Below are 19,170 nucleotides of genomic sequence, written 5' to 3'. Positions count from 1 at the left end.
TTTTTGACTGGCCTCATGGCCGGTACAAAGCCTGCAGATCATATCGGCTTACCGCGTCGAGCCGCGCTAGCGCGTCGAGCCGCGCGGGATGATGGAGAAGCCGCAATCGACCTTGTCTTCGCCGGGCGGCTCGTCGCGGATGGCGCGTAGCAGCATGTCGGCGACGCGGTAGCCGATATCGTAGCGTGCAATTTGCACCGTCGTCAGCGTCGGCTGGGTGAAGGCTGAAAATTCCAGATCGTTGAAGCCGCAGATGCCGACATCCTCCGGCACGCGGATGCCGCGCACGGCGCATTCGATGAGCACGCCGAGCGCCAGATCGTCGCTTTGGGCAAAGACGGCATCGATATCCGGCACGCGCTGCAACAGGCGGGCAAACAATTCCCTGCCGAGGCCGGTGCTGCTTCCCTCATCTCCGCCAATGGCGAGATCGGGATCGAAACGGCCGGCTTCCCGCAACGCGGCCTCATAGCCTTCCTTCCGGCGACGCGAGCGAATATCCGTGCCGCGGCCGATGAAGCCGATCCTCTCATAGCCTCTCGACAGCAGGAAGCGGGTGGGTTCGGCGCCGGCCGCATGATGATCAAGGCCGACGACCAGCCTTGCCGGCTCCTGGCTGAGATCGGTGATATGGGCGATCGGACAGGTGGCATTCTCGATCAGCGGCAGGAGATCACGATAGGATTCGGCGCCGGCAATGATGACGCCGGCCGGCTTCTGCGTCAGGAAGGATCTGAGCTCGCCGGCCTCGCCGTCGGCATGGTGGAGCGTATTGGAATATTGCACGCGGAATTCGGTAGCGCGCAAGCAATCCTCGATGCCGATCATCAGGCCGGCGAAGCCGTGCTGGTGCAAAGCGGGCGTGATGACGCCGATGATGCCGTTATGGCGACCGGCCAGCGCCCGGGCGGCAAGATTGGGGGTATACCCCATCTCCCCCACCGTGCGCAGGATGGTCTGGCGCAGATCCTCCGAGACGATTTCAGGATTGCGAAGCGCACGCGAAATCGTGATGGGGCTGACCCCCACCTTCTTTGCCACATCGCTCAACTTCACATGCGCGCCGCGCCTGGCTTTCCGCCCCCGCTCCACTGCTGCCCTCATCGCCCCTTATACGTCGCCCGCGAGACTCGCTTGCCCTCGATTCGCGGTTTTTACTTTCTGAAGAAGAAATATTTTAGAGTCTACTAACATTTTATATTCGCAACAGGATCCGGGAATATAACGTCCGGAAAGAGCAACAAGTTCGTCTGTCGGCAAATTACGGACGAATGCGGCGAACGGATCACCGCCTCCGGGAACACGTCCATTTATTTTCGAATGAAAACATCGCGGGGGACGCCAAGCGAGGCAAAATCAGGCCGGAATTTTTGAGACGCTCAAACGCTGGGCGAGCGAAGATTAGATTCCGGTCATATCTTACAAATCGGCAATATAAACATGATCAAACTTTAATTTGTAAATCCGCTTGCCGGGATCATATGAATCCCGAGCGCCAATTCTTCTCTTCCCCCCGGTCGTCGCCCCCCGCCGACTGCGCGTTCCCAAGAGGAATTGGCGCCAAACGCCACCCGACGCCAGGTCCCAGGACATGGAACCACGACGCCATCCAAGCCAACGCTCTCGCAATGGACCACCGTCCAAGGGATCACCACCCATGTCACACATCCTCCGCAACCATCGCACCGCAGCCCTTGTCGGGGCCGCCATCATCGCCGGCGCAGCCTGCCTGCCCTTCGCCCTCAACGCCTCCAATGCCGTTGCTGCGCCTTCGGATAACGGCGGCATTCTCGCCCCCAACGGCTCCTTCGCTTCCATCGTCGAAGCCGACAAGCCTGCGGTCGTCACCATCACCACGACGATGAAGGCGACCGATGTCAGCGCCGACCAGGAATCGCCGATGGACGAGCAGTTCCGCCAGTTCTTCGAGGATCAGGGCATCCCGCTGCCGCGCCAGGCACCGCAAAAGCGGCCTTCGCAGCAGGCGATGGCGCTCGGCTCCGGCTTCATCATCAGCCGCGACGGGGTGATCGTCACCAACAACCATGTCATCGACAATGCCGTCGATATCAAGGTGACGCTGGATGACGGCACGGAACTGCCGGCCAAGCTGATCGGCACCGATCCGAAATCCGATGTCGCCGTGCTGAAGATAGAGGCGGGCAAGCCGCTGCAGACTATCGCCTGGGGCGATTCCGACAGGCTGAAGCTCGGCGACCAGATTCTGGCGATCGGCAACCCCTTCGGCATCGGCACCACGGTGACGGCAGGCATCGTCTCGGCGCGCGGCCGCGACCTGCACAGCGGGCCTTATGACGATTTCATCCAGATCGACGCGCCGATCAACCATGGCAATTCCGGAGGACCGCTGGTCGACCGCAGCGGCAATGTCGTCGGCATCAACACCGCCATCTATTCGCCAAACGGCGGCAGCGTCGGCGTCGGTTTCGCCATTCCCTCCGACGAGGCCAAGGCGATCGTCGCCAAGCTGCAGAAGGACGGCTCGATCGATCACGGCTATCTCGGCGTGCAGATCCAGCCGGTCACCAAGGATGTCGCCGATGCCGTCGGCCTCGATAAGACCGGCGGCGCGCTGGTTGCCGCCGTCACCGCCGATACGCCGGCCGCCCATGCCGGCCTGAAGCCCGGCGATATCGTCACGTCAGTCGGCGGCGAGAGCGTCAAGACGCCGAAAGACCTGTCGCGCCTGGTCGCCGACCTTTCGCCGGGCGCGAAAAAATCCCTCAGCGTCTGGCGCGACGGCAAGACGATCGATCTCAACGTCACCGTCGGCACCAATGAGGAAGGCCAGAAACAGGCGGCGGCCGAAAGCCCCGACGCTCAAGATCAGAGCTCCGGCCAGCCGAGCCTCGGCATCGGCCTTGCCGATCTGACGCCCGATGTGCGCCAGCAGCTCAACCTGCCGCGCTCGATCAACGGTGCGGTGGTCGCCAAGGTCGCCCCGGACAAGTCAGCGGCTGCCGCCGGCATCCAGTCCGGCGATGTCATCGTCTCGGTGAATGACAGACCTGTTCATAACGCCCGCGACGTCAAGACCGCAATTGCCGATGCCGGCAAGGCCGGCCGCAAGTCGGTGCTGCTGCTCGTCGAACGCGATGGCAACAAGACCTTTGTCGCCGTGCCGTTTGGGGCGGCGTGACGGTCGCCCGAGCTTTGCTGCAAACAGGAAAGCCTGCCTGACGCGGGCTTTTCGACCGATCTGGCGGAAGGGCCTTGAAGGCAAGCACCGCCCACTCGGCAAAATCAATAGGGCGCTGTCCGTCCCTCTATTTCCTGCTCAGGGAGATTTCAGCTTCGTTGTCTTTGCGCGCAGGCGGGATTTGCCTTTTTGGTGGTTTGCCTCTTGCTGCTCTACCGCATGGGAGTGGTTGCGTTGCGCGGCCTCCAATTGCTGCCGCGTCGGGAGATCATGGTCGTAGGTGGAAGCGCTGAATGCCGTCGCATTATCGAATGGACCTTTGTGTGGACGCGCCAGACCATAGGCTTCGGCGCTATCGATCCCCTCCTCCGCTGACGATGACCGCGCTTGACGAGCCTGCGTTATCAGATCGTCTGCAGTTGGGCTTAAGGTTGCGATTTTCCGCAAGAAGGCGATGATTTTGCTCTTCCCGGCCCTGTCCTTTCGATTGGCATGGATCGCGGACATGTCTTCTTCCTTGTTCGTCATGTTATCGGGACGATCGATCCGGGGGCGCTGGCGACATCGCAGCAGGCCTGTTCACGGGATCTCGAGCAATCGTTCAGGCAGCCTGGTTTTGGGAAAGCGGTAAGCTGGCGGCCGCAGCGATGCGTCCGCACGCCCGGACGCCGTATACCGCGCGATCCGATAGGCTTTCACCGGGGCGCCGCCGTCATCCTGCCATCGGGCAAAGGAGCCGTCCTCCGTCGCCTGCGGAAGCGGGCCGGAACTCAACTGAGTCGCGAGATACATTTTCAGCGCCGATTTTAACGCGGCCTCATCGACGATCCCCATTTGGAAACAATGAATGAGGAAACTTGTGGCGGTGATCTCACCCTCATCGGCCGCATGGGTTTCGCCGCCGCGAAATCCGACCTTTCGCAGAATACGATCCAGCATTCTCAAATTGTCGATATCGAAAAACTGATCTGATGTGGAAGACATGGCGTCCTCCTTCGTTGGGGCTAGGGTTCACTGGCGCCAGATTACTGTCGCGCCCCAAGCAGCGGTGCCCGTATCGTGCCCGCCGATAAATTAGCTTGCGCTTATTGCCAGCTGACCGCAACCTCATTCGGCGGTAGCCATTGATAATGGCGGGGCGGAACCCATTTTAGAGAGAGGAGGATACGCATCATGCAGTTCAACGGTGAAGCGACCCTCACAAAGCCGTCGGCACTGGCGGTTTCGGAACGGCGTGCGCTCATAGATCACCTCAGAGAGGTTATCGCAGGCCTGGCTCACGGGCTGGCCGCCGACGGATTGCTGGACCTTGTGCCGCCTCTGCTTGAGATAAACAAAGTCCTCCGCGATATGACGGACGAAATTTCGCGTGCGGATCCGGTCTATTCCGACGGGATCATCACTGGTACGGTGCGCTTGATCAAGACGTCGCAGGCTTTGCTTGATGACCGGGTCATCGTGCAGACGATCCATTAAGACCTGCCGACAGTCGGGTATGGCGGCAGGCTGAATGCCAACCATTGGCATCAAGATGCCCGTTCCGGCCAGCCGTGCATCGACAATCATCGCCGGGTCCGAAGTCCGCACAGCGGCTCCCGCCCACTTCCAAGGATCAACCGCAATGGCACTTATCTTTCCCAACAGAAGCCGCAGCTTCGATGAAGCGCGAAAAGGTGTCCGCTTCACCGGCTATGACGGCATGTTCGAAGTCAGGTTTCTGGTCGAAGAGGCAGCGCTTGGCAGCGCGATCACCCAGAACTCCTCCGAGGCCGCCTATCTCAATGCCTTTGATGCGGCGCGCTCTGCCATTCAGGAGGCCGCATCGAGAGCCTATCAGCATCGACGCGGAAACAACTTCACGCTCACGGCCGCAGATTTTCGCTGATCGCGAGAAGGAGCGTGCGGCCGGTGAACTGAAACGGCCACCATCCTGCTACTGCCGGATGAGACAGGGGAAGCAAAGCATATGGTTTCCACACGATACCGCCCGAAAGACCTGAAGTTGGCGCGTCGCCATATCGTGAAGGCGGCGCATCGCGTTGCCGATCAGGAAATGCTGATCAAGAAACTATTGCGCAAAGGTAGACCCTCCGGATCGGCCTATGCGCTGCTCAGCAGGCTCTACGACGATCAACGGCGGAAGCTCGATCGGCTGAAACTGATCGAAGCGATGGTTGAGGTAGAAGGGCAATTGTGTGTGGACGTGCCCAGCAATCCTGGCCCCTCCGCGCCGCCCTTTGCGATCGTGCACAGCAGCGGGATCTCTCTACCGGACCGGCAACCCGCCACGCCTTGCAGCGCAGATGTTTGGCGCCCATATCTGGTGTAGTGGCAGCTTGTGAACGGGCGCTGCTTCCCGGGGTTATTACCCGGCCCCAACCAAAGGAGGGCATGATGTCTTCCACGGTAAACATCCATTCGTGGAAACGCCTGGCTCAGCATATCGGCAGGCTCCGGTACATCGACTTTCTCGTGAAATCGACACCAGCAATCTGTCTGGTCTTTATCGTCTATATCATCTTCAAGGATGTCTTCTGGTAGGCGCTGCAAGACTGTTGCGGCGAGCCAAGACGCTATGCTGCCGATCAAATGAAGGGCTGAAACGCTGACGGAATTGGATAACGCGATGCAACTGCGAGAAATGGGTCAACAAGACTGCCTCGCCTTTCTGGCAGGCCACACCCGTGGCCACCTGGCATGCCTGGGCGAAAAATATCCCTATATCGTTCCCATTCAGTATGCCTATGAAAAAGACCGACTTTTCATATTTTCCATGCCGGGCCTGAAGATTGATCTATTGCGGGCCCATTCACCGGCCTGCGTTCAGGTTGAAGAATTCGGCGAAAACCGAACGTGGAAGAGCGTGCTTGTTCAGGGCACCTATGATGAGCTGACCGATACGCCGGCCCGGCATGACGAACGCCTCCACGCCTGGTCTCTCCTGCAGAAGCAACCATTCTGGTGGGAACCCGGATCGCTTGCCTTAAACTCGGAAAGCGAAGACGGCCCTGCTCCATCCATATTCTTCGGTATTTCGATTGAGATGGTATCGGGGAGGCAAGTAGTTTAACATGCGGGCGTTCAGACTCGCCGCGCCTTAATCCTTGATTGGCAAGGGTGCGCTGCTGCATGATATATGGAACTCCAGACAGACACCTCCAGCTAAACGCTGTCCGATACCAGCCTTTCCCATAGGGGCGCGGATTGCTTGATGCATCCTACCAAACGTGGCGAGCTGAAACGCAGCACTGCGTTCAATGCCACGCGACCACTCATAGGGAAAACGATGACAGACGCACCTGAGAATGAAGCGCTTTTCAACATCACCGGACACTATGTGCAGGAATTGAAGGCCGTTCTTCAAAGCGAGAGCATTGTCGAAGGCACCGACTACGAAAACAGCGCCTTTAACGAAAAACGACGGAACGAAGGACTGCACCTGCTGCGATTCCACAAGACCGGCACGGCAGCGCAGGCAACGCAGATCTGGGAAAAACATATGACGGCCCGAGCGCATCGATAAAACGGCACGAAGCCAATTCTTCGACCGATGCCGGCTTGGCTCGTTCCGGAGCCGATAGAGCATGATGCCGAAAAGTGCGAGCGGCTTTCGGACGACACCATGCTCTCACTCTTTAATTGAGACCAGGATTCAGATTTTAGGCCGACCCGGCCTAAATTATCCTGTTCCAGTGCTGACGCGCGGCGACATGAGCTGATGTCCGGCGCAACATTGCCTTGAAAGGAAAAATCATGACCAACGACACAACCAAAAAGGCCCAGCCCGCCAAAGCGGCCGTGGCTGACGCCCCCTACGACGTCATCTATTTCGCGAAGAAACACCGCATTTCCAACGAGGATGCCAAGGACATCATCGAAAAGCACGGCGCCAATCGCAAAGAGGCGGACAAGGCGGGCCGGCGTATCAGCGTCTAATGCATGGCGCGCAAAAGTGTACAGCGGCTTTGCGACAATGACATGCGTAAAAACAAAGATTTAGCGCCAAGAGCGAATCTGAAAGATCGCGACGCGCTTTAGGGCAGAAAATAGCCTCGCAGGCGTTCAAATCCTGAAGTCTTTATTTGATGCATGTCGTTGTCCCAAAACCGCTGTACGGTTTTGGGCGAAATGCAGCGGCCTCTGTAGCCCCTTTGCATCTGCTAGCGATGCCACGATGCAACAGCAACGGACGAATTAACCCTACTGGCTTACCTTAATATCAGCATGCGCTTGAATACGTCAGCTCCTATGCCATCGTAGCGTCACGATAAGACTTCTGGTTCGTGAAGCAGCTCGCCGGAACCGTGGCCCGCCTTTCCGGGGAAAGGCCGGCTTGCCTTCACAGGGGCCGAGCTCAATCAAATGGAGGGTGTGCCATGAACAACGTCTTGGAATTTCGTCCAAAATGCCCGCATGTCGAAAGCCTGTCCGACTGCCGGGAAGCCCTTGAACCTGCCGTGATGAAGATCGTCAGCGACGCCATCGGCAGGGGATACACGGCCGCGGAAGCCGCCATGGTGGTTGCCGATATCGCCGATGACTACATCCTCATGCTCTCGCGGCAACCACGCCATTGATAGGTGTTTCGGGCGCGCGGCTGTACCTTCCTGAGCCATTGCAGGTGCTGGGCTCGTTGCGGGTCGTTTGCGCCTTTGCAGGTTTGGATCTTCCAACAGGCCAGGTGACGGCCGACAGAAATGGCTTCGCCCGCTGCCGAGAGCCGGGAGCAAAGCTCTTCCGTGAGACGCTTGCATCAAGTGGACCGCGCAGCAACTGCAGGGGTAGCAGTGGTACAGGAGACGAGACCTGCCGCGCGATCCGCCGGCAAAACCCCTGATGTTGTCGGAAGTTCCCCGGCAGAAATGCGACGCCACGATCCCGGAAATTCCGCCTGGGGATCATCGACAACCTGCCCGGGCACGTTGCGACCGTCACACCGATAAGCTCCCGCCGGGCGAAAACCGACAGGCACATCACAACGCCAACGAAAAACCCCGCCGGAGCGGGGCTTTCAGCAGGTCCAAGTGGAGCAAGCCGAACATTCGGCCGACGTTTTAAACAAAATCGATCATTTCAAAATCCGGCAAAAGCACCTCTTTCGCGAGCGTTCACGGTGCTGCTCTGTTCCGCTCAATCTTTGAATCATTGTCGTAATGTGGCGTGTAATGGCCACTTGCGACGTGACCCCTCCCCACCTAACGCCACCTTGGCTGGCGCGGCGGAGCATTGGCCTGGATTTCATGCAGCGGCGCCCGCGACCCGAGAAGTTTCTTCAGCTTCTTCTCCTCGGCAGGGCCGATGCCAAACTTGCGGCAATGCTCCGCAACATCGTGCTCTCGCGGGCCGGGAATGCGAACTTGGCGGTTGTCCATACTCTTCATGTCTGTTTCCTCCTGAGAGGAAAACCAGCAAGGTGCGGATTTGTTCGTTAGCGAAGTCTAAAATTTAGGGTTTTGTTTTGCGTCGGTTTGCAGCGAGTGAGAAACGCCGGTCTGCTGGCGCCAGGCGCTCGCAACGAGATCAATGGGTTTCTGCCTTCCTAAACGTAGCCCTGAAGAGCGCCTGTCTTCCTCTCCAAGGATTACAGATCGAGCCGATCAATTGATCTTCAACCAATGCCGAAGTGCCGCCACCGCGCCATCGCTCGCATAGGCAATGGTGCCGCCGATCGTCAGTCCGGCAAAGGCAATCAACCCGGATATCCCGTAGCCGATCGTCTTCATCCGTTTCCACTCTTCAAGCGCCGGCCCCACCGCCTCCTGGTTCTTCTCGACGGTCTCCTTGAGGGTTCTGATTTCCTCGCGGATCAGCGCATCCGCGCCGCCGCCGATCGCCACCCTGGTATCGAGCTGGGCGATCTGCCTTGCCTGTTCGTCGAGCCGCTTGTGGATCACGGCACGGCTGTCGTGGGCGTTGGCCTTTTCGTCGCTGACCTCGTTGCGCAGAAGTGCCACGTTTTCCTCGATGCCGGTCAGCCTGCCCTCGACGCGCCCGAGGGCGCGAAGGATATCGTCGTTGGATGTCATCTCTATCGGTGCTCTGTCGTGGGTTGGAACGTTTTCAGCCTACGGATGTTGAGTCTTCGGATTCGCGAAGAGGCGTATGCATGCCGCAAAACAGCTCGATAGATCTGACGCGAGGCGCCCATGAGAATGCTATTGATGATCATCATCGGGGTAATGGTCGCGTCGATCCTGAGCATCCTGGTGATCAAGCCGTTCGATCAAGGCGGCAAGAGCGAAACGCCCCCGCCGGTCATCCAGCAGCCGGAGCCGAAGTGACGATGTCGAAGGGCTCTTCGTTGGCTCCGCCTATGGATTGAATTTCACCTTCTCGGATTGGGGAATGCCGGTGGCGACGCGGTCGATCACGGCGCCGTAGGGATGAACGCCATCCGGCGTGACGCTCAGGCGGACGATGGAGCCGACCGGCAGCACCGTGGAGCGCGGGATCGAAATGGTGATCGTATTGCCGGAGATGCTGCCGATCGACGTGGTCGACAGGCGGGCAAGGCCATCCGGCCCGGCATAGGTGCTGATCTCCTGCTCCGGCCCGAAGACGCTGGCATCCGCCACTTCGATCGTCGTGTAGGTCGCAACTCCGTCCGTGCCCGACTGCACGGTCACCACCGTGCTCGACAGCTCCAGCATACCGGGCCAGACGCCATCCCTTTCACCGGAGACCCAGGCCGCGTAAGTGTCGATCGCGTCGTCGCAGCAGGCCGAGGTCTTCGCCAGGATATCGGCGCGCAGCCGCCATTTGCCCGAAGCATCCGTACCGTCCGCCGGCCAGGTGTTGTTGGCGGAAAAGCTCTGATACGAGGCCCTGAGATAGAGGTCGTTGGCGGTGATCGTGCCGGTCGCGGGCGATGTCGCCGATCCGGCGAAATTATAGGTGAAGCTGTTCGGCCCGGTGACCGTGATCACCACATTGCCGTTATACTCCGTCTGCGTAGCGCCGGAGATCGACACCGTCTGGCCGGTCGTAAGCCCATTGATGCCCGAGGCGATCGTTGCCGTGACGACGGTGCCGACCGATGTCAGGGTGACCGTGCGGGTGGATACGGTGCGGCCGAGCGGCGGCAAGGCGACGATTTTAACGCCGGGGTAGCGCGCCCGAAGCCTGGTGATCAAGCTTCTGTAGTTGGTGTTGAAGAACTGCGTGTAGGTGGCGGCCGTATCGTTCTGCCCCATCTGGTTGGCGATGACGGTGAACGGCTTCTTGTTGTTGTTGAAGGCGGTGATTTCGTCGAGAACGGCCCAGCGCCGGGTCGCGATCGCAGCCCCGGTGCCGGTGAGCTCGCGCACCGAACCGTTTCCCGGCATGCCAATCATCAGATGCGGAATGCGGCCGATGCCGCCATCCCTGTCGAGCCAGCGGCGAAACCAGCCGAGATTGCCGCGCGCATCGGCAGCCGCGGAAAACTGCTGGCGCGCTTCACCCAGGCTGTCGACGACAGCAAGTGCGACCGGCCTTCCATCCCAATCGCCCTTGGCGACCATGAAGTCAGGCCCATAATATTGTGGCTGGGTGACGGTCGCGTAGTTGGAGTCGAGTGCGGCCGTGCTGTCGGCAAGCGGGGTGTCCTTGAAGGCGAGCAGCGTGGCGAGATCGCCGGCACCCCAGACGCGCTCGCCGCGGTGCTTCTGGATGAATAGACCGGCCAGATCTTCTCGCCGACGGTGGTATGATAAAACAGCCAGATTTCGATTTCGCTTTCCGAGGCGACATCGGGAATGGTCAGTTCGTCCGTCCAGGCGCCATTCGTCTGATCCGCGACCGTCACCGTGTTCAAGCCGGCGAAGGTGCATTGGTAGAAGACGCCGGCCGCCCTGATGAACATCGCATCGGCAACGACGGAATTGCCCGGCGTGCCGATCGTGCCGGTAACGACCGTTTCCTGCGGCGCGTATCCACCTTCCGTCGAGGCAAAGCCCGAGAGGTGAAAGCGGAAGGTCCTGGTCCTGTACTGCGGCGTGTTGACGACGACCTTGGTGCAGACATAATTCGTGCCGGATGCAGCGGTGACGATACTGCCTGATGGCATGCGGTTGCGGGTCGCGAAGAATATGTAGCGGTCAGGGTCTCCGCCGGCTCCGCCTCCACCGCTCAGCATCGGGCTCGTCAGGGCAAGCGAAATGGCGTTCATCATTGGCGTGTTCCATATCTGCTGGTGAGGTCGTCGTAGAATTGAATGGTGCGCCCCTGGCGGGCGTTGGCGCGGTTGAGCGCCTGGCGCTCGCGGGCGAGGATGGCGATGACAGGCTCGCCTTCGACAACAGGCGCATGCGCTTCCTGGCGGCGGAGATCGTCCGGCAACGGCGGCAGAGCGATGCCGGCCGCCGCCTGCCCCTTCGTCACCGCCGCCTTGTTCAGCCGCTCAGTGGCGGAGCAGCCACTGACGATCAGCAGCAGTGACAGCGCAAGCGCGGTTCTTTTCCGAAAGCTGAAGCTCATAGGATTGGATCTCGATTTCGAGTGTGTCTTTGGCGGCCTGCTCGGCGGCCTCGGCGGCCGCAAGGCGCTTGCGGTGCTCTTCGCCGGCCTTATTCAAAGCGCCGGTGCGGACTTCCCTCGCCTTGTCAGGATATTTCGCGCAAAGCTTTCCATATTCGGAGATGTGGAGATATTGCAGCGTTCCCGAGCGCAGCGAGGTGCCGACACGAATGCTCGAATTATTGCCAAGCAGCAGTTCGGTCTGGTTGGCTCTGACGACAGGCATGGCGTTGCGGATACCATCCGGCAGATTGTCATAAGGGTATTTAATCTTGTCCCGGAAGATCGCCTGCACGTCGCCCAGCGTATGGTGCCGGCGCGGATATCCCGGTTGAAGACGCAGGCATCGAGCATGAAGATCTGAATGAAGGTCGTGAGACCCAGCTGGCGGGCTTTCAGCAGCACATTCAGATAATGCATCTGCTCGAAAAAGGTCATCTGCGTCCAGTTCATCTCGAACCTGACGCGTTTGCCTGCCTTGTCGGTGATCCAATAGAGATTATTCAGACGCCAGCGCCAGTCGGAAAACTGGTCAATTGCCGTTTGGAAGTCCGCGCGTCTTGCCATTGATATCTTCCAGCAACTGCGAAACCTCGCCGGTCACGGCGCCACGGTCGGGCTCGACCTTGGAACCGTATTTCTTCGGCTTCAGCTTCGCGGCGACCCATTGACGAGTGGCGATGCGGAGCTGCGAACGCCTTATGGCCTCGCCATTCTCCTGCCAGCCGGTGGTCTCGCCGCTCGCGTTCTTCTTTTCGATCCAGTCGTCTGCGCGGTCATCGGCAATCTCGACCATCTCGTCGACAAAACCATCCGCCTGAATCTCGCGCGCTAGGGCGTATTTGGCCCGAAAACCGGCCTTGTCGTCATCGGCGAGCCAGGAGAGCACGCTCGACATCGCCGGCATCCCCTCATCCCGGCAGATCGACCGGAGGCTTTCCCTGTCGGCGATACGCTCGCAAATCCTGTCGGCAAGCGCCTGGGTGAACTTGATGGGTCTGCCCATGAGGCGCTGCTTCTGGAGGGTTCTAGAACAGCGCGACGATGTTGGATGCCGTAGTCCCGGTCAGCGCCACGATGGCGGCATGAACCGGCAGGATCGTCCCGGCCGGCACGCTCTTGAAGATGACAGGATCCATGTCCCGGCGCGGCGCAATGGCAACGTCACCCGTCGTGCCGATATAGAGAGCGCGGGCACCGACAATGGCGGTATCGTTCGGCGTCACCACTGCGGCCCGCGAGGCCGGAGCAATCGAAGGGTCCATTGCAGTTCTCCTTGGAAGAGGCGAGCGATACCCGGCCCGATCCCGATGTGATCGAAGATGAGCGGTCAGGCGGCAGAGGATGGGGGATCAACGACGATCCGAGGAAGCTGTCCGGACGTCTGAGATGACCGGTTCTCAAGCCTTGGCGAGTGACGCAAACGATTGAAGGGCGACGTCGATTTGGTCGACATCACCTCTGGACTCAAATCTCGCAGCTTGGATTTGCGGTAGTGATAAATGATCTGCCGGGGGGTGATCAAGGGCTAATTGTGGGCCTCGCGCCAGTTCGAAACCGAGCCTGCTCGACACGGTCGGCGGCAGAACGACTTACGCCGCGCCGGCGCCGGATTTGGCAAATCTCGCTTCCCAACCTCCGTCATCCCAGGCCTTGAGCCTGGGATCCATGCCCGCTGCTGGTGGAGGGTCAACGTAGATCCTCGGGTCAAGCCCGAGGAGGACGGAGCAAGAGGTGAGCCCTGTGGCAAATCCGCAAGTCTTGGCAAATGGCGCGTACGATCGGAGCGCGGCGCCGATTTGGTCGACATCGCTTCTGGACTCAAATTTCGCAGCCTGGATTTACGGTAGTCATAAATGATCCGCCGGGGGGTGATCAAGGGCTTCTAACCGCAGCATGCGATTAATTGAAATCTGCCCAACCCGGTCCAACCGGCGGCAGAACGCCTCACCGCTTTGCGAGCCTTCAGGTCCGGCGTACAATGAGTGGGCTGTTGATCAAACGGTGGAGAAGTTCAGTGAAAACCACGAGACTTTTTCTTTGCCTCGTCGCTTTTCTCAGCGTCACGCTCGCTGGAAACCCGGCTGATGCCGACGAACTGGTTCACTTCGAAAGCGCGCCGGTCAAGCTCAGCCCGTTTCGAATAAGCAAGGCGAGAGAACAGGGAGAAATTCTTTCTCAACCGCAGGGCACGCCATTGCTGGGATATCTATCCCGCCCCCAGGGCGATGGCCCTTTCCCGGCAGTCGTCGTTCTGCATGGATGCGAGGGTCTGCGTTTGAGCGTCAAGGACCTTTGGCCGAAACGGCTGGCCGCATGGGGCTACGTCGTGCTGGTCGTCGATAGCTTCACCACCCGCAACATCAAGGACAGCTGTCAAAGCCATCTCCCCGATCGCGTCTTCGACGCCTATGGCGCTTTGAATTTTTTATCGAAACAAAGCTTTGTCGATATCATGCGCGTTGCCCTGATGGGCTTTTCAACCGGCGGCACGGCGACGCTGGAGGGAACAAAAATCGAAGGCAACGAACAGCTGATGGACAGCAAGTTCAGGGCGGCGGTTGCCTACTATCCCCTCTGCGCGGCAACTCAGGGCGATGCGACGGTGCCGATCTTGATTTTAACTGGCGAACGAGACAATTGGAGCCCGGCTGACCGATGCCGGAAGAGGCTTGCCAAGCTGAGTGACGATAGCCCGCCCATCGAGCTCAATATCTACAAGGGCACTTACCACGATTTTGACGCCCCGGAATTTAAGGTGGGACGGAGGGTGTTGGGCCACATCGAAAAATACAATCCGGACGCCGCAGGAAAGTCCATCCGCAGCGTTCGCACATTCCTTCGAAACTACATCTTGAACTAAAACCTCGGCTCGAAGTTCGCAGGAAACGCCCCACTCTCCGTCATTCCAGGCCTTGGCCCTGGAATCCATGCCAGCCGCGGAGGCACACTACCGCGAGAGCATCGCCTTCAGTCGCTTTTGCGAGACAAGAGGTTCGCTGGACATTCGAACCAGACCGAGCGCATGGCGCATGGCCGGTGTGAAGGGCAGCCAATGTTGCAGACGATCCAGCAACTTCTCCGACATCATGTCCTCGAGCGGGCCGGCGCCCAATTGGCCGAGCGCTTTTTCGTGGCCAGGCAATTGGGCTTGATCGATAATGGCGAGCACTCGTTTCAAGACGACCTCGCTCGGATCGTGCAGTAAAATCGTCGTCCAATACCATTCGCCGGGATCTGCGAGATAGGCCTCTACATAGGCATCAGCGGTAAGCGGTGGCTTTCCAACAGCCGTCAAATCCGGCATCCACGTCAGATCCGATGCGAGCGCGCTCCGGGTGAACGCGTCGACCGCTGGGGCGTCGGCGGTGTGTTTTCCCGAGCGCGGTTTGCTACGGTTTTTGCCGGTCACTTTTGCGCCTTCCATGTCCACGGCGTATTCTAGGGTTTTTTGAGGACTGACGTCTCGACCCAGACATTCAACAGGTCTTTGCCAACGACGACGACTGTCATCCACGTATTCTCACCCTCGATCAAATAGGCCACGCCGCTTTGCTTGCGGTCTTTCGTGACTGAACCCAACGAGGCTGCCGCGAGCCCAGCTTCGAAGGCTTCGAGCTCAGCGTTCGAACAACGCAGATCCTCCGAACGATCCGTCGCCAGAACGCCAAAATAATCGAGCGTACAGGTAGCAGAAAAGAGCTTTCGGTATTCCTGATAATACGTGGCGAACCGCAATCCGCTCGGCATCGTGTACTGCTCGCTGCCGGTTCGAGGCTCAGAGGTAGTGTTGGCGGGAGAAGAAGGCGCTTCAACGGTCCAATCGCCTCGATCAACGCCGTTGTGCAGGGCAGCCAGGCTTCGACCATTCAACACGCACAGCTTCAACGTATCATTGAGAGGGCACGCAACCGCCCCCTCCCCACTCAACAGGATCGCAATCACCAAAGCTGCAAAGAAACGCACGCGACCATCCCCAAATCATCGCCATCAACCCATCGTCACCGTAGTTCGGATGCCGGAGAAAACAAGGCGGTGGCGCCATAGCATGACACCGAAAAGCAGGCGCGGTGTTCGCGCGGCGGCAGGCTCTAACCGTGCGCTTCGTCCAATGCGCCACATCGCAGGCTATGCCCGGAGAGGTCAATTTCCCGCAAGACGCTCGATCGGCTCGGCGAGGTCGAGCCAATGCGGGCGATTGTCCCACCAATGAACATGATCCGGCACAGGAAAGGACGGATCGGCGAATGTGCCGCCGGCGATGACGACAGTGCCGGGAAAGTATGTTCCGGATTTCGAAAACCCGCCCCCGCCACAGACCCGGCAAAAGGCTTTCATCACCTCAGGTGTGGTCTCGCCTTGCGGAAACCAGACGGAATATTCCCCGGAGATGATCCGGACATTTTCCTCACGGAACCACACATTGTGTGAAAGCGCACAGCCGGATGCACGCTGACAGCGCGTGCACGTACAGACGTGGTTGTGCACAGGATCGCCATCGACCTCCAGGGCAAGGGCGCCACAGGTACACTGCGCATGAAAGATGGGCATGGGGGCTCATTCCGTATTTTTCTCACGGTTGTCGATTTTACGACGCCGGAATCGACACGGTCTATCGAAATTTACCATGGCCCTCCCATGCGGCAAAGCATGGCCGGATGGAACTCCACCTTCTTTGGTGCGACGATGCATCGGCGTTTTCGAGAGGTCCGGCTGGAAGCGTTGCATGACGGCGATCAAGGGAAGATGCCCGCCATTTTGAGTTTGCTGCAGAATGCCGATATGGCGTTCGCGACGCCCTCGCCGCAAGGAAACTTGAACGGTCGCGTGGCTTCCTCGGTCAGAACTGGCTCGCCTGTTGCGGCGTCACGGCCGGTGACATGCTTGGTCAGCAGGATGCCGCTGGCCTCGCCGGCAGCCTCGTCGATCGCCATCTGGACATCGCCAAGACAGGTATCGCTGGGGATGTCGATGATGAAGGCCGTGAAATATCTCACGCCTCGGCTCCCCGCCACGGCATTGACAAGGCTTGCATGCGCCTCGGAGACCTCAATCTCCTTTTCCGGCGGCCACATCACATCACTTGCAGGCCACGCATCATCTTCCACGGCTTCGCCGATCGGCTGCTCACGCATATCCGCTCTCCACATCTTCGGTTTTCAGATGGCGGCCGCCGCGCCGATGTTCTTATTATGTTCTGATAGCGAAGAGAGTCAAGACGGATGTTTTGATGTGAGCTACCTTCAGTGAACCCCCAGAGAAATGGTGCAGTCGCTCGGGACGGACGCCGGCCACCGGCCTCCTCGAGCGCTCCAAGGGCTGTGGCACTCACGCCGAGATGTCCGCGTTCCAGCGGCGTTGCATCTCCTCAGGCGTGACCTGCTCGATGGTTTGCGACAACATCCAGCGGTGACCGAAGGGATCAAGCACCTGCGCCACCCGCTCGCCAAAACTCTGGTCGGTCGCCGGACGCAACATCGTCGCCCCGGCCGACAGCGCCTGCGCCAGTGCTGCGTCGGTCGACATCGTGTCCATATGGAAGGTCACCGGCGAGCCTCCGATGGTATCGGGAGACAGGGCGCCGAAGTCCGGATATTCGTCTGCCAACATCATCAGCGTCTCTCCGAAACGCAGCTCGGCATGGCCGATCCGCCCGTCCGAAGGATCGGTCATTCGGAAGACTTCCGTGGCGCCGAAAGCCTCCTTGTAGAAGTCGATGGCCCGCGCCGCATCCTTGACGATGAAGTAGGCGCTCACTTTTCGGGCAAAACTCGGCATGGATGATCCTCCTTGACTGGTTCCTTTATTAACGTTACGTACCGTAAAGATATGAGTCAAGAGAGTAATGCAACACCGAAAAAACGAGGGCGGCCGCCAAGCGCTGCCGCGCAGAGGCGTGCCTTGGAGGCGGCCCATGAAATCCTGATGGCCGAAGGTTTTGGCCGCATGACGATCGAAGCCGTGGCGGCGCGGTCCGGTGTCGGCAAACCGACGATCTACCGCTCCTGGGCCAACGCGCAGGAACTGGCGATGGCCGCTCTTCTGGTCAACCGGCTACCGGAAGCGGAGGTTGGAGGGGGCACGGCGCAAGCGGCTCTCGGGGCGCAGATGAGCGGGCTGGTGACTGCCTTTGCGAGCACGCGCGGACGGCAGATCACCATGGCACTTGCGGCCGCCGACCCGGAAAGCGAATTCACCAAGGCCTTCCGCAATCAGGTGATCCTGTCGAGCCGCAACGCCGGTCGTGTCATCCTGGAGGAGGCTCTGGCTCGGGGAGAGATCGTTTCGCCGCTTGATATGGAGGCGCTGCTCGACATGATCTACGGACCGGTCTTCTTCCGGCTGCTGGTCGGCCATCGCCCGGTCTCGCCGGAGTTCGGCGATGCGATCGTCAGGACCGCGTTGCGGGCCGTTGCACCGTCGGGGGCGTGAGACCCTCACGTCGCGATGGGCGAAGCCGGCATCCCGCCTGCCTGCTCACCGCCGCGCACGTAGCTAATCGCGACCGGCGCTGCGCAGGCGGCCGACCAAACGGCCTAGGCGTGATCGTCGCCCAGTTCGCCAAGGTGGCGCTGGACCCACTTGATCTCCTCCGACGCCGTGCGCCCGAAATGCCGTTTGAAATCGCGGCTGAACTGGGCCGGGCTGGCGTAGCCGACGGAAGCCGCGACCTCGGCAATCGTTCTCGTCTGGCGGGCGATCATCAATCTCGCTTCGTGAAGCCGCATCGCTTTGACATATTGCATCGGACTGTTGCCGGTCAGCCCCTTGAAATGGACATGGTAGGACGGAACGCTCATGCCCACCTCTCTTGCCAGATCGGTGACCGCGATCTCCCGGCCATAGTTTTCCCGCAGCCAGGCCAGGCTCTGGATGATCTTTCCGGACCTGCCTTTCTGCTGAAGGGCTGCGATCATCGCGCCGCCTTGCGGGCCGACCAGGACACGGTAGTGCAATTCGCGCAGAATGCCGGCGCCAAGCACATCCGTCTCGACGCTGCTGCGTAGTGCCGTCAGCAGGCGCAGCAGGACATCCTCGATATCACCGGACATCCTGCTCGAGACGAGACTTCTCGGCTCGTCGCCTGGCAGTTCGGCATGTTTTTCCACCTGCAAAGCGATCTCGGCTGCCATCTGCATATCGAACTCGACATAGACCGCAAGCAATGGCCGCTCGGGACTTGCCGTCGACGTCATCCGGAATGGAACGGGCAGCGACACCGCCAGATAGTGCTCCTCGTCATAGAGGAAGACCTCGCCTTCGAGGATGCCCTGCTTGCTGCCCTGCAGGACGAAAACCGCGCCCGGTTTATAGAGGACAGGGATGTCGTGGAGCACGGCTTCCGTGCGCAATATGCGGACGGGAGCGAGCGCGGTCGGATTATATCCGTGACGGGGCGCGAGACGTGCAGCCAAGGCGACCATCTCCCCTCGCCTGGATAGGCCGCGATCACCCTTCATAGGATTTGGCAACATTTTGAGAGAATCCGCAATCGATGCGCCGGTTTCTCCATA

The 19,170-nt window shown here is 59.7% G+C and carries 26 protein-coding genes and 1 pseudogene; 11 read left to right on the top strand and 16 right to left on the bottom strand.

The features are described from left to right. Nucleotides 1-66: 66 nt before the first annotated feature. Nucleotides 67-1,104, bottom strand: coding sequence for a LacI family DNA-binding transcriptional regulator (locus AC245Y_RS04470; RefSeq protein WP_026157282.1), 1,038 nt, complete (start codon nt 1,102-1,104; stop codon nt 67-69). Nucleotides 1,105-1,657: 553 nt separating this feature from the next. Here AC245Y_RS04470 and AC245Y_RS04465 point away from each other — a divergent pair. Further along, the gene (locus AC245Y_RS04465) at nt 1,658-3,160 is read left to right on the top strand and encodes a DegQ family serine endoprotease (RefSeq protein ID WP_017993332.1); all 1,503 of its coding nucleotides are present in this window, start codon (nt 1,658-1,660) and stop codon (nt 3,158-3,160) included. Between the two features lie 138 nt (nt 3,161-3,298). Here AC245Y_RS04465 and AC245Y_RS04460 read toward each other — a convergent pair whose 3' ends face one another. Together AC245Y_RS04460 and AC245Y_RS04455 are read right to left on the bottom strand one after the other, a co-directional pair. Continuing rightward, complete coding sequence (locus AC245Y_RS04460; RefSeq protein ID WP_017993331.1) at nt 3,299-3,667, bottom strand: hypothetical protein; 369 nt, start codon at nt 3,665-3,667, stop codon at nt 3,299-3,301. Nucleotides 3,668-3,739: 72 nt separating this feature from the next. After that, nucleotides 3,740-4,144 (bottom strand): hypothetical protein, encoded by a 405-nt coding sequence (locus tag AC245Y_RS04455; RefSeq protein ID WP_012756527.1) that lies wholly within the window; start codon nt 4,142-4,144, stop codon nt 3,740-3,742. Between the two features lie 189 nt (nt 4,145-4,333). Here AC245Y_RS04455 and AC245Y_RS04450 point away from each other — a divergent pair, with 189 nt between their 5' ends. The 8 genes from AC245Y_RS04450 to AC245Y_RS04415 all read left to right on the top strand — a co-directional run bounded on the left by AC245Y_RS04450 (nt 4,334) and on the right by AC245Y_RS04415 (nt 7,737). Beyond that, entirely contained in the window at nt 4,334-4,636 is a 303-nt protein-coding gene (locus AC245Y_RS04450) for a hypothetical protein (protein ID WP_012756526.1), read from the top strand. A gap of 145 nt (nt 4,637-4,781) precedes the next feature. Next, the gene (locus AC245Y_RS04445) at nt 4,782-5,045 is read left to right on the top strand and encodes a DUF1488 family protein (RefSeq protein WP_012756525.1); all 264 of its coding nucleotides are present in this window, start codon (nt 4,782-4,784) and stop codon (nt 5,043-5,045) included. A gap of 81 nt (nt 5,046-5,126) precedes the next feature. Beyond that, the gene (locus AC245Y_RS04440) at nt 5,127-5,489 is read left to right on the top strand and encodes a hypothetical protein (protein ID WP_017993329.1); all 363 of its coding nucleotides are present in this window, start codon (nt 5,127-5,129) and stop codon (nt 5,487-5,489) included. Nucleotides 5,490-5,554: 65 nt separating this feature from the next. Next, nucleotides 5,555-5,701 (top strand): hypothetical protein, encoded by a 147-nt coding sequence (locus AC245Y_RS04435; RefSeq protein ID WP_012756523.1) that lies wholly within the window; start codon nt 5,555-5,557, stop codon nt 5,699-5,701. An 85-nt stretch (nt 5,702-5,786) separates the two neighbouring features. Then, on the top strand, nt 5,787-6,230 hold the full coding sequence (locus AC245Y_RS04430) for a pyridoxamine 5'-phosphate oxidase family protein (RefSeq protein WP_012756522.1): 444 nt from the start codon (nt 5,787-5,789) through the stop codon (nt 6,228-6,230). 216 nt (nt 6,231-6,446) lie between these two features. Further along, complete coding sequence (locus AC245Y_RS04425; protein ID WP_017959490.1) at nt 6,447-6,683, top strand: hypothetical protein; 237 nt, start codon at nt 6,447-6,449, stop codon at nt 6,681-6,683. Nucleotides 6,684-6,913: 230 nt separating this feature from the next. Next, nucleotides 6,914-7,096: a DUF3606 domain-containing protein gene (locus AC245Y_RS04420; RefSeq protein ID WP_017993328.1), complete on the top strand. Its 183-nt coding sequence runs from the start codon at nt 6,914-6,916 to the stop codon at nt 7,094-7,096. Between the two features lie 440 nt (nt 7,097-7,536). Further along, nucleotides 7,537-7,737 (top strand): hypothetical protein, encoded by a 201-nt coding sequence (locus AC245Y_RS04415; RefSeq protein WP_017993327.1) that lies wholly within the window; start codon nt 7,537-7,539, stop codon nt 7,735-7,737. Nucleotides 7,738-8,355: 618 nt separating this feature from the next. Here the strand turns inward: AC245Y_RS04415 and AC245Y_RS04410 are convergent. The 7 genes and pseudogenes from AC245Y_RS04410 to AC245Y_RS04380 all read right to left on the bottom strand — a co-directional run bounded on the left by AC245Y_RS04410 (nt 8,356) and on the right by AC245Y_RS04380 (nt 12,921). After that, a complete protein-coding gene (locus AC245Y_RS04410; protein WP_003557517.1) occupies nt 8,356-8,541 on the bottom strand; it encodes a hypothetical protein in 186 nt (61 codons plus the stop codon). Between the two features lie 216 nt (nt 8,542-8,757). Further along, the gene (locus tag AC245Y_RS04405) at nt 8,758-9,186 is read right to left on the bottom strand and encodes a hypothetical protein (protein ID WP_017993326.1); all 429 of its coding nucleotides are present in this window, start codon (nt 9,184-9,186) and stop codon (nt 8,758-8,760) included. Nucleotides 9,187-9,471: 285 nt separating this feature from the next. Continuing rightward, a pseudogene (locus AC245Y_RS04400) lies at nt 9,472-11,312 on the bottom strand (SGNH/GDSL hydrolase family protein). Beyond that, nucleotides 11,309-11,521, bottom strand: coding sequence for a hypothetical protein (locus AC245Y_RS04395; protein ID WP_012756515.1), 213 nt, complete (start codon nt 11,519-11,521; stop codon nt 11,309-11,311). Before AC245Y_RS04395 ends, AC245Y_RS04400 begins: the two are co-directional and overlap by 4 nt. Nucleotides 11,522-11,540: 19 nt before the next feature. Continuing rightward, a complete protein-coding gene (locus tag AC245Y_RS04390; RefSeq protein ID WP_171815712.1) occupies nt 11,541-11,849 on the bottom strand; it encodes a hypothetical protein in 309 nt (102 codons plus the stop codon). A gap of 339 nt (nt 11,850-12,188) precedes the next feature. Next, complete coding sequence (locus tag AC245Y_RS04385; protein WP_012756513.1) at nt 12,189-12,662, bottom strand: terminase small subunit-like protein; 474 nt, start codon at nt 12,660-12,662, stop codon at nt 12,189-12,191. Between the two features lie 22 nt (nt 12,663-12,684). Then, nucleotides 12,685-12,921, bottom strand: a complete 237-nt coding sequence (locus AC245Y_RS04380) for a spike base protein, RCAP_Rcc01079 family (protein WP_012756512.1) — start codon at nt 12,919-12,921, stop codon at nt 12,685-12,687. Between the two features lie 716 nt (nt 12,922-13,637). On the opposite strand from AC245Y_RS04380, the gene AC245Y_RS04375 reads away from it, so the two are divergent. Beyond that, entirely contained in the window at nt 13,638-14,519 is an 882-nt protein-coding gene (locus tag AC245Y_RS04375; protein WP_017993323.1) for a dienelactone hydrolase family protein, read from the top strand. 87 nt (nt 14,520-14,606) lie between these two features. On the opposite strand, the gene AC245Y_RS04370 is transcribed toward AC245Y_RS04375, so the two are convergent. The 5 genes from AC245Y_RS04370 to AC245Y_RS04350 form a co-directional block, all read right to left on the bottom strand. Beyond that, nucleotides 14,607-15,083, bottom strand: coding sequence for a hypothetical protein (locus AC245Y_RS04370; protein ID WP_017993322.1), 477 nt, complete (start codon nt 15,081-15,083; stop codon nt 14,607-14,609). A 14-nt stretch (nt 15,084-15,097) separates the two neighbouring features. Beyond that, a complete protein-coding gene (locus tag AC245Y_RS04365; protein WP_244432245.1) occupies nt 15,098-15,622 on the bottom strand; it encodes a hypothetical protein in 525 nt (174 codons plus the stop codon). A gap of 177 nt (nt 15,623-15,799) precedes the next feature. Continuing rightward, complete coding sequence (locus AC245Y_RS04360) at nt 15,800-16,207, bottom strand: GFA family protein (RefSeq protein ID WP_017993321.1); 408 nt, start codon at nt 16,205-16,207, stop codon at nt 15,800-15,802. A gap of 185 nt (nt 16,208-16,392) precedes the next feature. Further along, complete coding sequence (locus AC245Y_RS04355) at nt 16,393-16,791, bottom strand: hypothetical protein (protein WP_017993320.1); 399 nt, start codon at nt 16,789-16,791, stop codon at nt 16,393-16,395. Between the two features lie 193 nt (nt 16,792-16,984). After that, a complete protein-coding gene (locus tag AC245Y_RS04350; protein ID WP_017993319.1) occupies nt 16,985-17,434 on the bottom strand; it encodes a VOC family protein in 450 nt (149 codons plus the stop codon). Nucleotides 17,435-17,485: 51 nt separating this feature from the next. Between AC245Y_RS04350 and AC245Y_RS04345 the strand changes: the two genes are divergently transcribed. Then, complete coding sequence (locus AC245Y_RS04345) at nt 17,486-18,088, top strand: TetR/AcrR family transcriptional regulator (RefSeq protein ID WP_017993318.1); 603 nt, start codon at nt 17,486-17,488, stop codon at nt 18,086-18,088. A gap of 104 nt (nt 18,089-18,192) precedes the next feature. Here AC245Y_RS04345 and AC245Y_RS04340 read toward each other — a convergent pair whose 3' ends face one another. After that, nucleotides 18,193-19,131 (bottom strand): AraC family transcriptional regulator, encoded by a 939-nt coding sequence (locus AC245Y_RS04340; RefSeq protein WP_017993317.1) that lies wholly within the window; start codon nt 19,129-19,131, stop codon nt 18,193-18,195. Between the last annotated feature and the right edge of the window lie 39 nt (nt 19,132-19,170).

The sequence above is a fragment of the Rhizobium sp. SRDI943 genome (assembly GCF_057653695.1).
This window is presented reverse-complemented; position numbering and strand designations above follow the sequence as displayed.

Excerpts from the sequence above, each read along its gene's own strand:
- AC245Y_RS04340 (WP_017993317.1), bottom strand. The coding sequence starts at position 19,131 with ATGTTGCCAAATCCTATGAAGGGTGATCGCGGCCTATCCAGGCGAGGG.
- AC245Y_RS04470 (WP_026157282.1), bottom strand. The coding sequence starts at position 1,104 with ATGAGGGCAGCAGTGGAGCGGGGGCGGAAAGCCAGGCGCGGCGCGCAT.
- AC245Y_RS04355 (WP_017993320.1), bottom strand. The coding sequence starts at position 16,791 with ATGCGTGAGCAGCCGATCGGCGAAGCCGTGGAAGATGATGCGTGGCCT.
- AC245Y_RS04345 (WP_017993318.1), top strand. The coding sequence starts at position 17,486 with ATGAGTCAAGAGAGTAATGCAACACCGAAAAAACGAGGGCGGCCGCCA.
- AC245Y_RS04410 (WP_003557517.1), bottom strand. The coding sequence starts at position 8,541 with ATGAAGAGTATGGACAACCGCCAAGTTCGCATTCCCGGCCCGCGAGAG.
- AC245Y_RS04435 (WP_012756523.1), top strand. The coding sequence starts at position 5,555 with ATGTCTTCCACGGTAAACATCCATTCGTGGAAACGCCTGGCTCAGCAT.
- AC245Y_RS04380 (WP_012756512.1), bottom strand. The coding sequence starts at position 12,921 with ATGGACCCTTCGATTGCTCCGGCCTCGCGGGCCGCAGTGGTGACGCCG.
- AC245Y_RS04425 (WP_017959490.1), top strand. The coding sequence starts at position 6,447 with ATGACAGACGCACCTGAGAATGAAGCGCTTTTCAACATCACCGGACAC.
- AC245Y_RS04430 (WP_012756522.1), top strand. The coding sequence starts at position 5,787 with ATGCAACTGCGAGAAATGGGTCAACAAGACTGCCTCGCCTTTCTGGCA.
- AC245Y_RS04450 (WP_012756526.1), top strand. The coding sequence starts at position 4,334 with ATGCAGTTCAACGGTGAAGCGACCCTCACAAAGCCGTCGGCACTGGCG.
- AC245Y_RS04375 (WP_017993323.1), top strand. The coding sequence starts at position 13,638 with ATGAGTGGGCTGTTGATCAAACGGTGGAGAAGTTCAGTGAAAACCACG.
- AC245Y_RS04465 (WP_017993332.1), top strand. The coding sequence starts at position 1,658 with ATGTCACACATCCTCCGCAACCATCGCACCGCAGCCCTTGTCGGGGCC.
- AC245Y_RS04370 (WP_017993322.1), bottom strand. The coding sequence starts at position 15,083 with ATGGAAGGCGCAAAAGTGACCGGCAAAAACCGTAGCAAACCGCGCTCG.
- AC245Y_RS04415 (WP_017993327.1), top strand. The coding sequence starts at position 7,537 with ATGAACAACGTCTTGGAATTTCGTCCAAAATGCCCGCATGTCGAAAGC.
- AC245Y_RS04455 (WP_012756527.1), bottom strand. The coding sequence starts at position 4,144 with ATGTCTTCCACATCAGATCAGTTTTTCGATATCGACAATTTGAGAATG.
- AC245Y_RS04385 (WP_012756513.1), bottom strand. The coding sequence starts at position 12,662 with ATGGGCAGACCCATCAAGTTCACCCAGGCGCTTGCCGACAGGATTTGC.
- AC245Y_RS04460 (WP_017993331.1), bottom strand. The coding sequence starts at position 3,667 with ATGTCCGCGATCCATGCCAATCGAAAGGACAGGGCCGGGAAGAGCAAA.
- AC245Y_RS04440 (WP_017993329.1), top strand. The coding sequence starts at position 5,127 with ATGGTTTCCACACGATACCGCCCGAAAGACCTGAAGTTGGCGCGTCGC.
- AC245Y_RS04420 (WP_017993328.1), top strand. The coding sequence starts at position 6,914 with ATGACCAACGACACAACCAAAAAGGCCCAGCCCGCCAAAGCGGCCGTG.
- AC245Y_RS04350 (WP_017993319.1), bottom strand. The coding sequence starts at position 17,434 with ATGCCGAGTTTTGCCCGAAAAGTGAGCGCCTACTTCATCGTCAAGGAT.
- AC245Y_RS04445 (WP_012756525.1), top strand. The coding sequence starts at position 4,782 with ATGGCACTTATCTTTCCCAACAGAAGCCGCAGCTTCGATGAAGCGCGA.
- AC245Y_RS04405 (WP_017993326.1), bottom strand. The coding sequence starts at position 9,186 with ATGACATCCAACGACGATATCCTTCGCGCCCTCGGGCGCGTCGAGGGC.
- AC245Y_RS04360 (WP_017993321.1), bottom strand. The coding sequence starts at position 16,207 with ATGCCCATCTTTCATGCGCAGTGTACCTGTGGCGCCCTTGCCCTGGAG.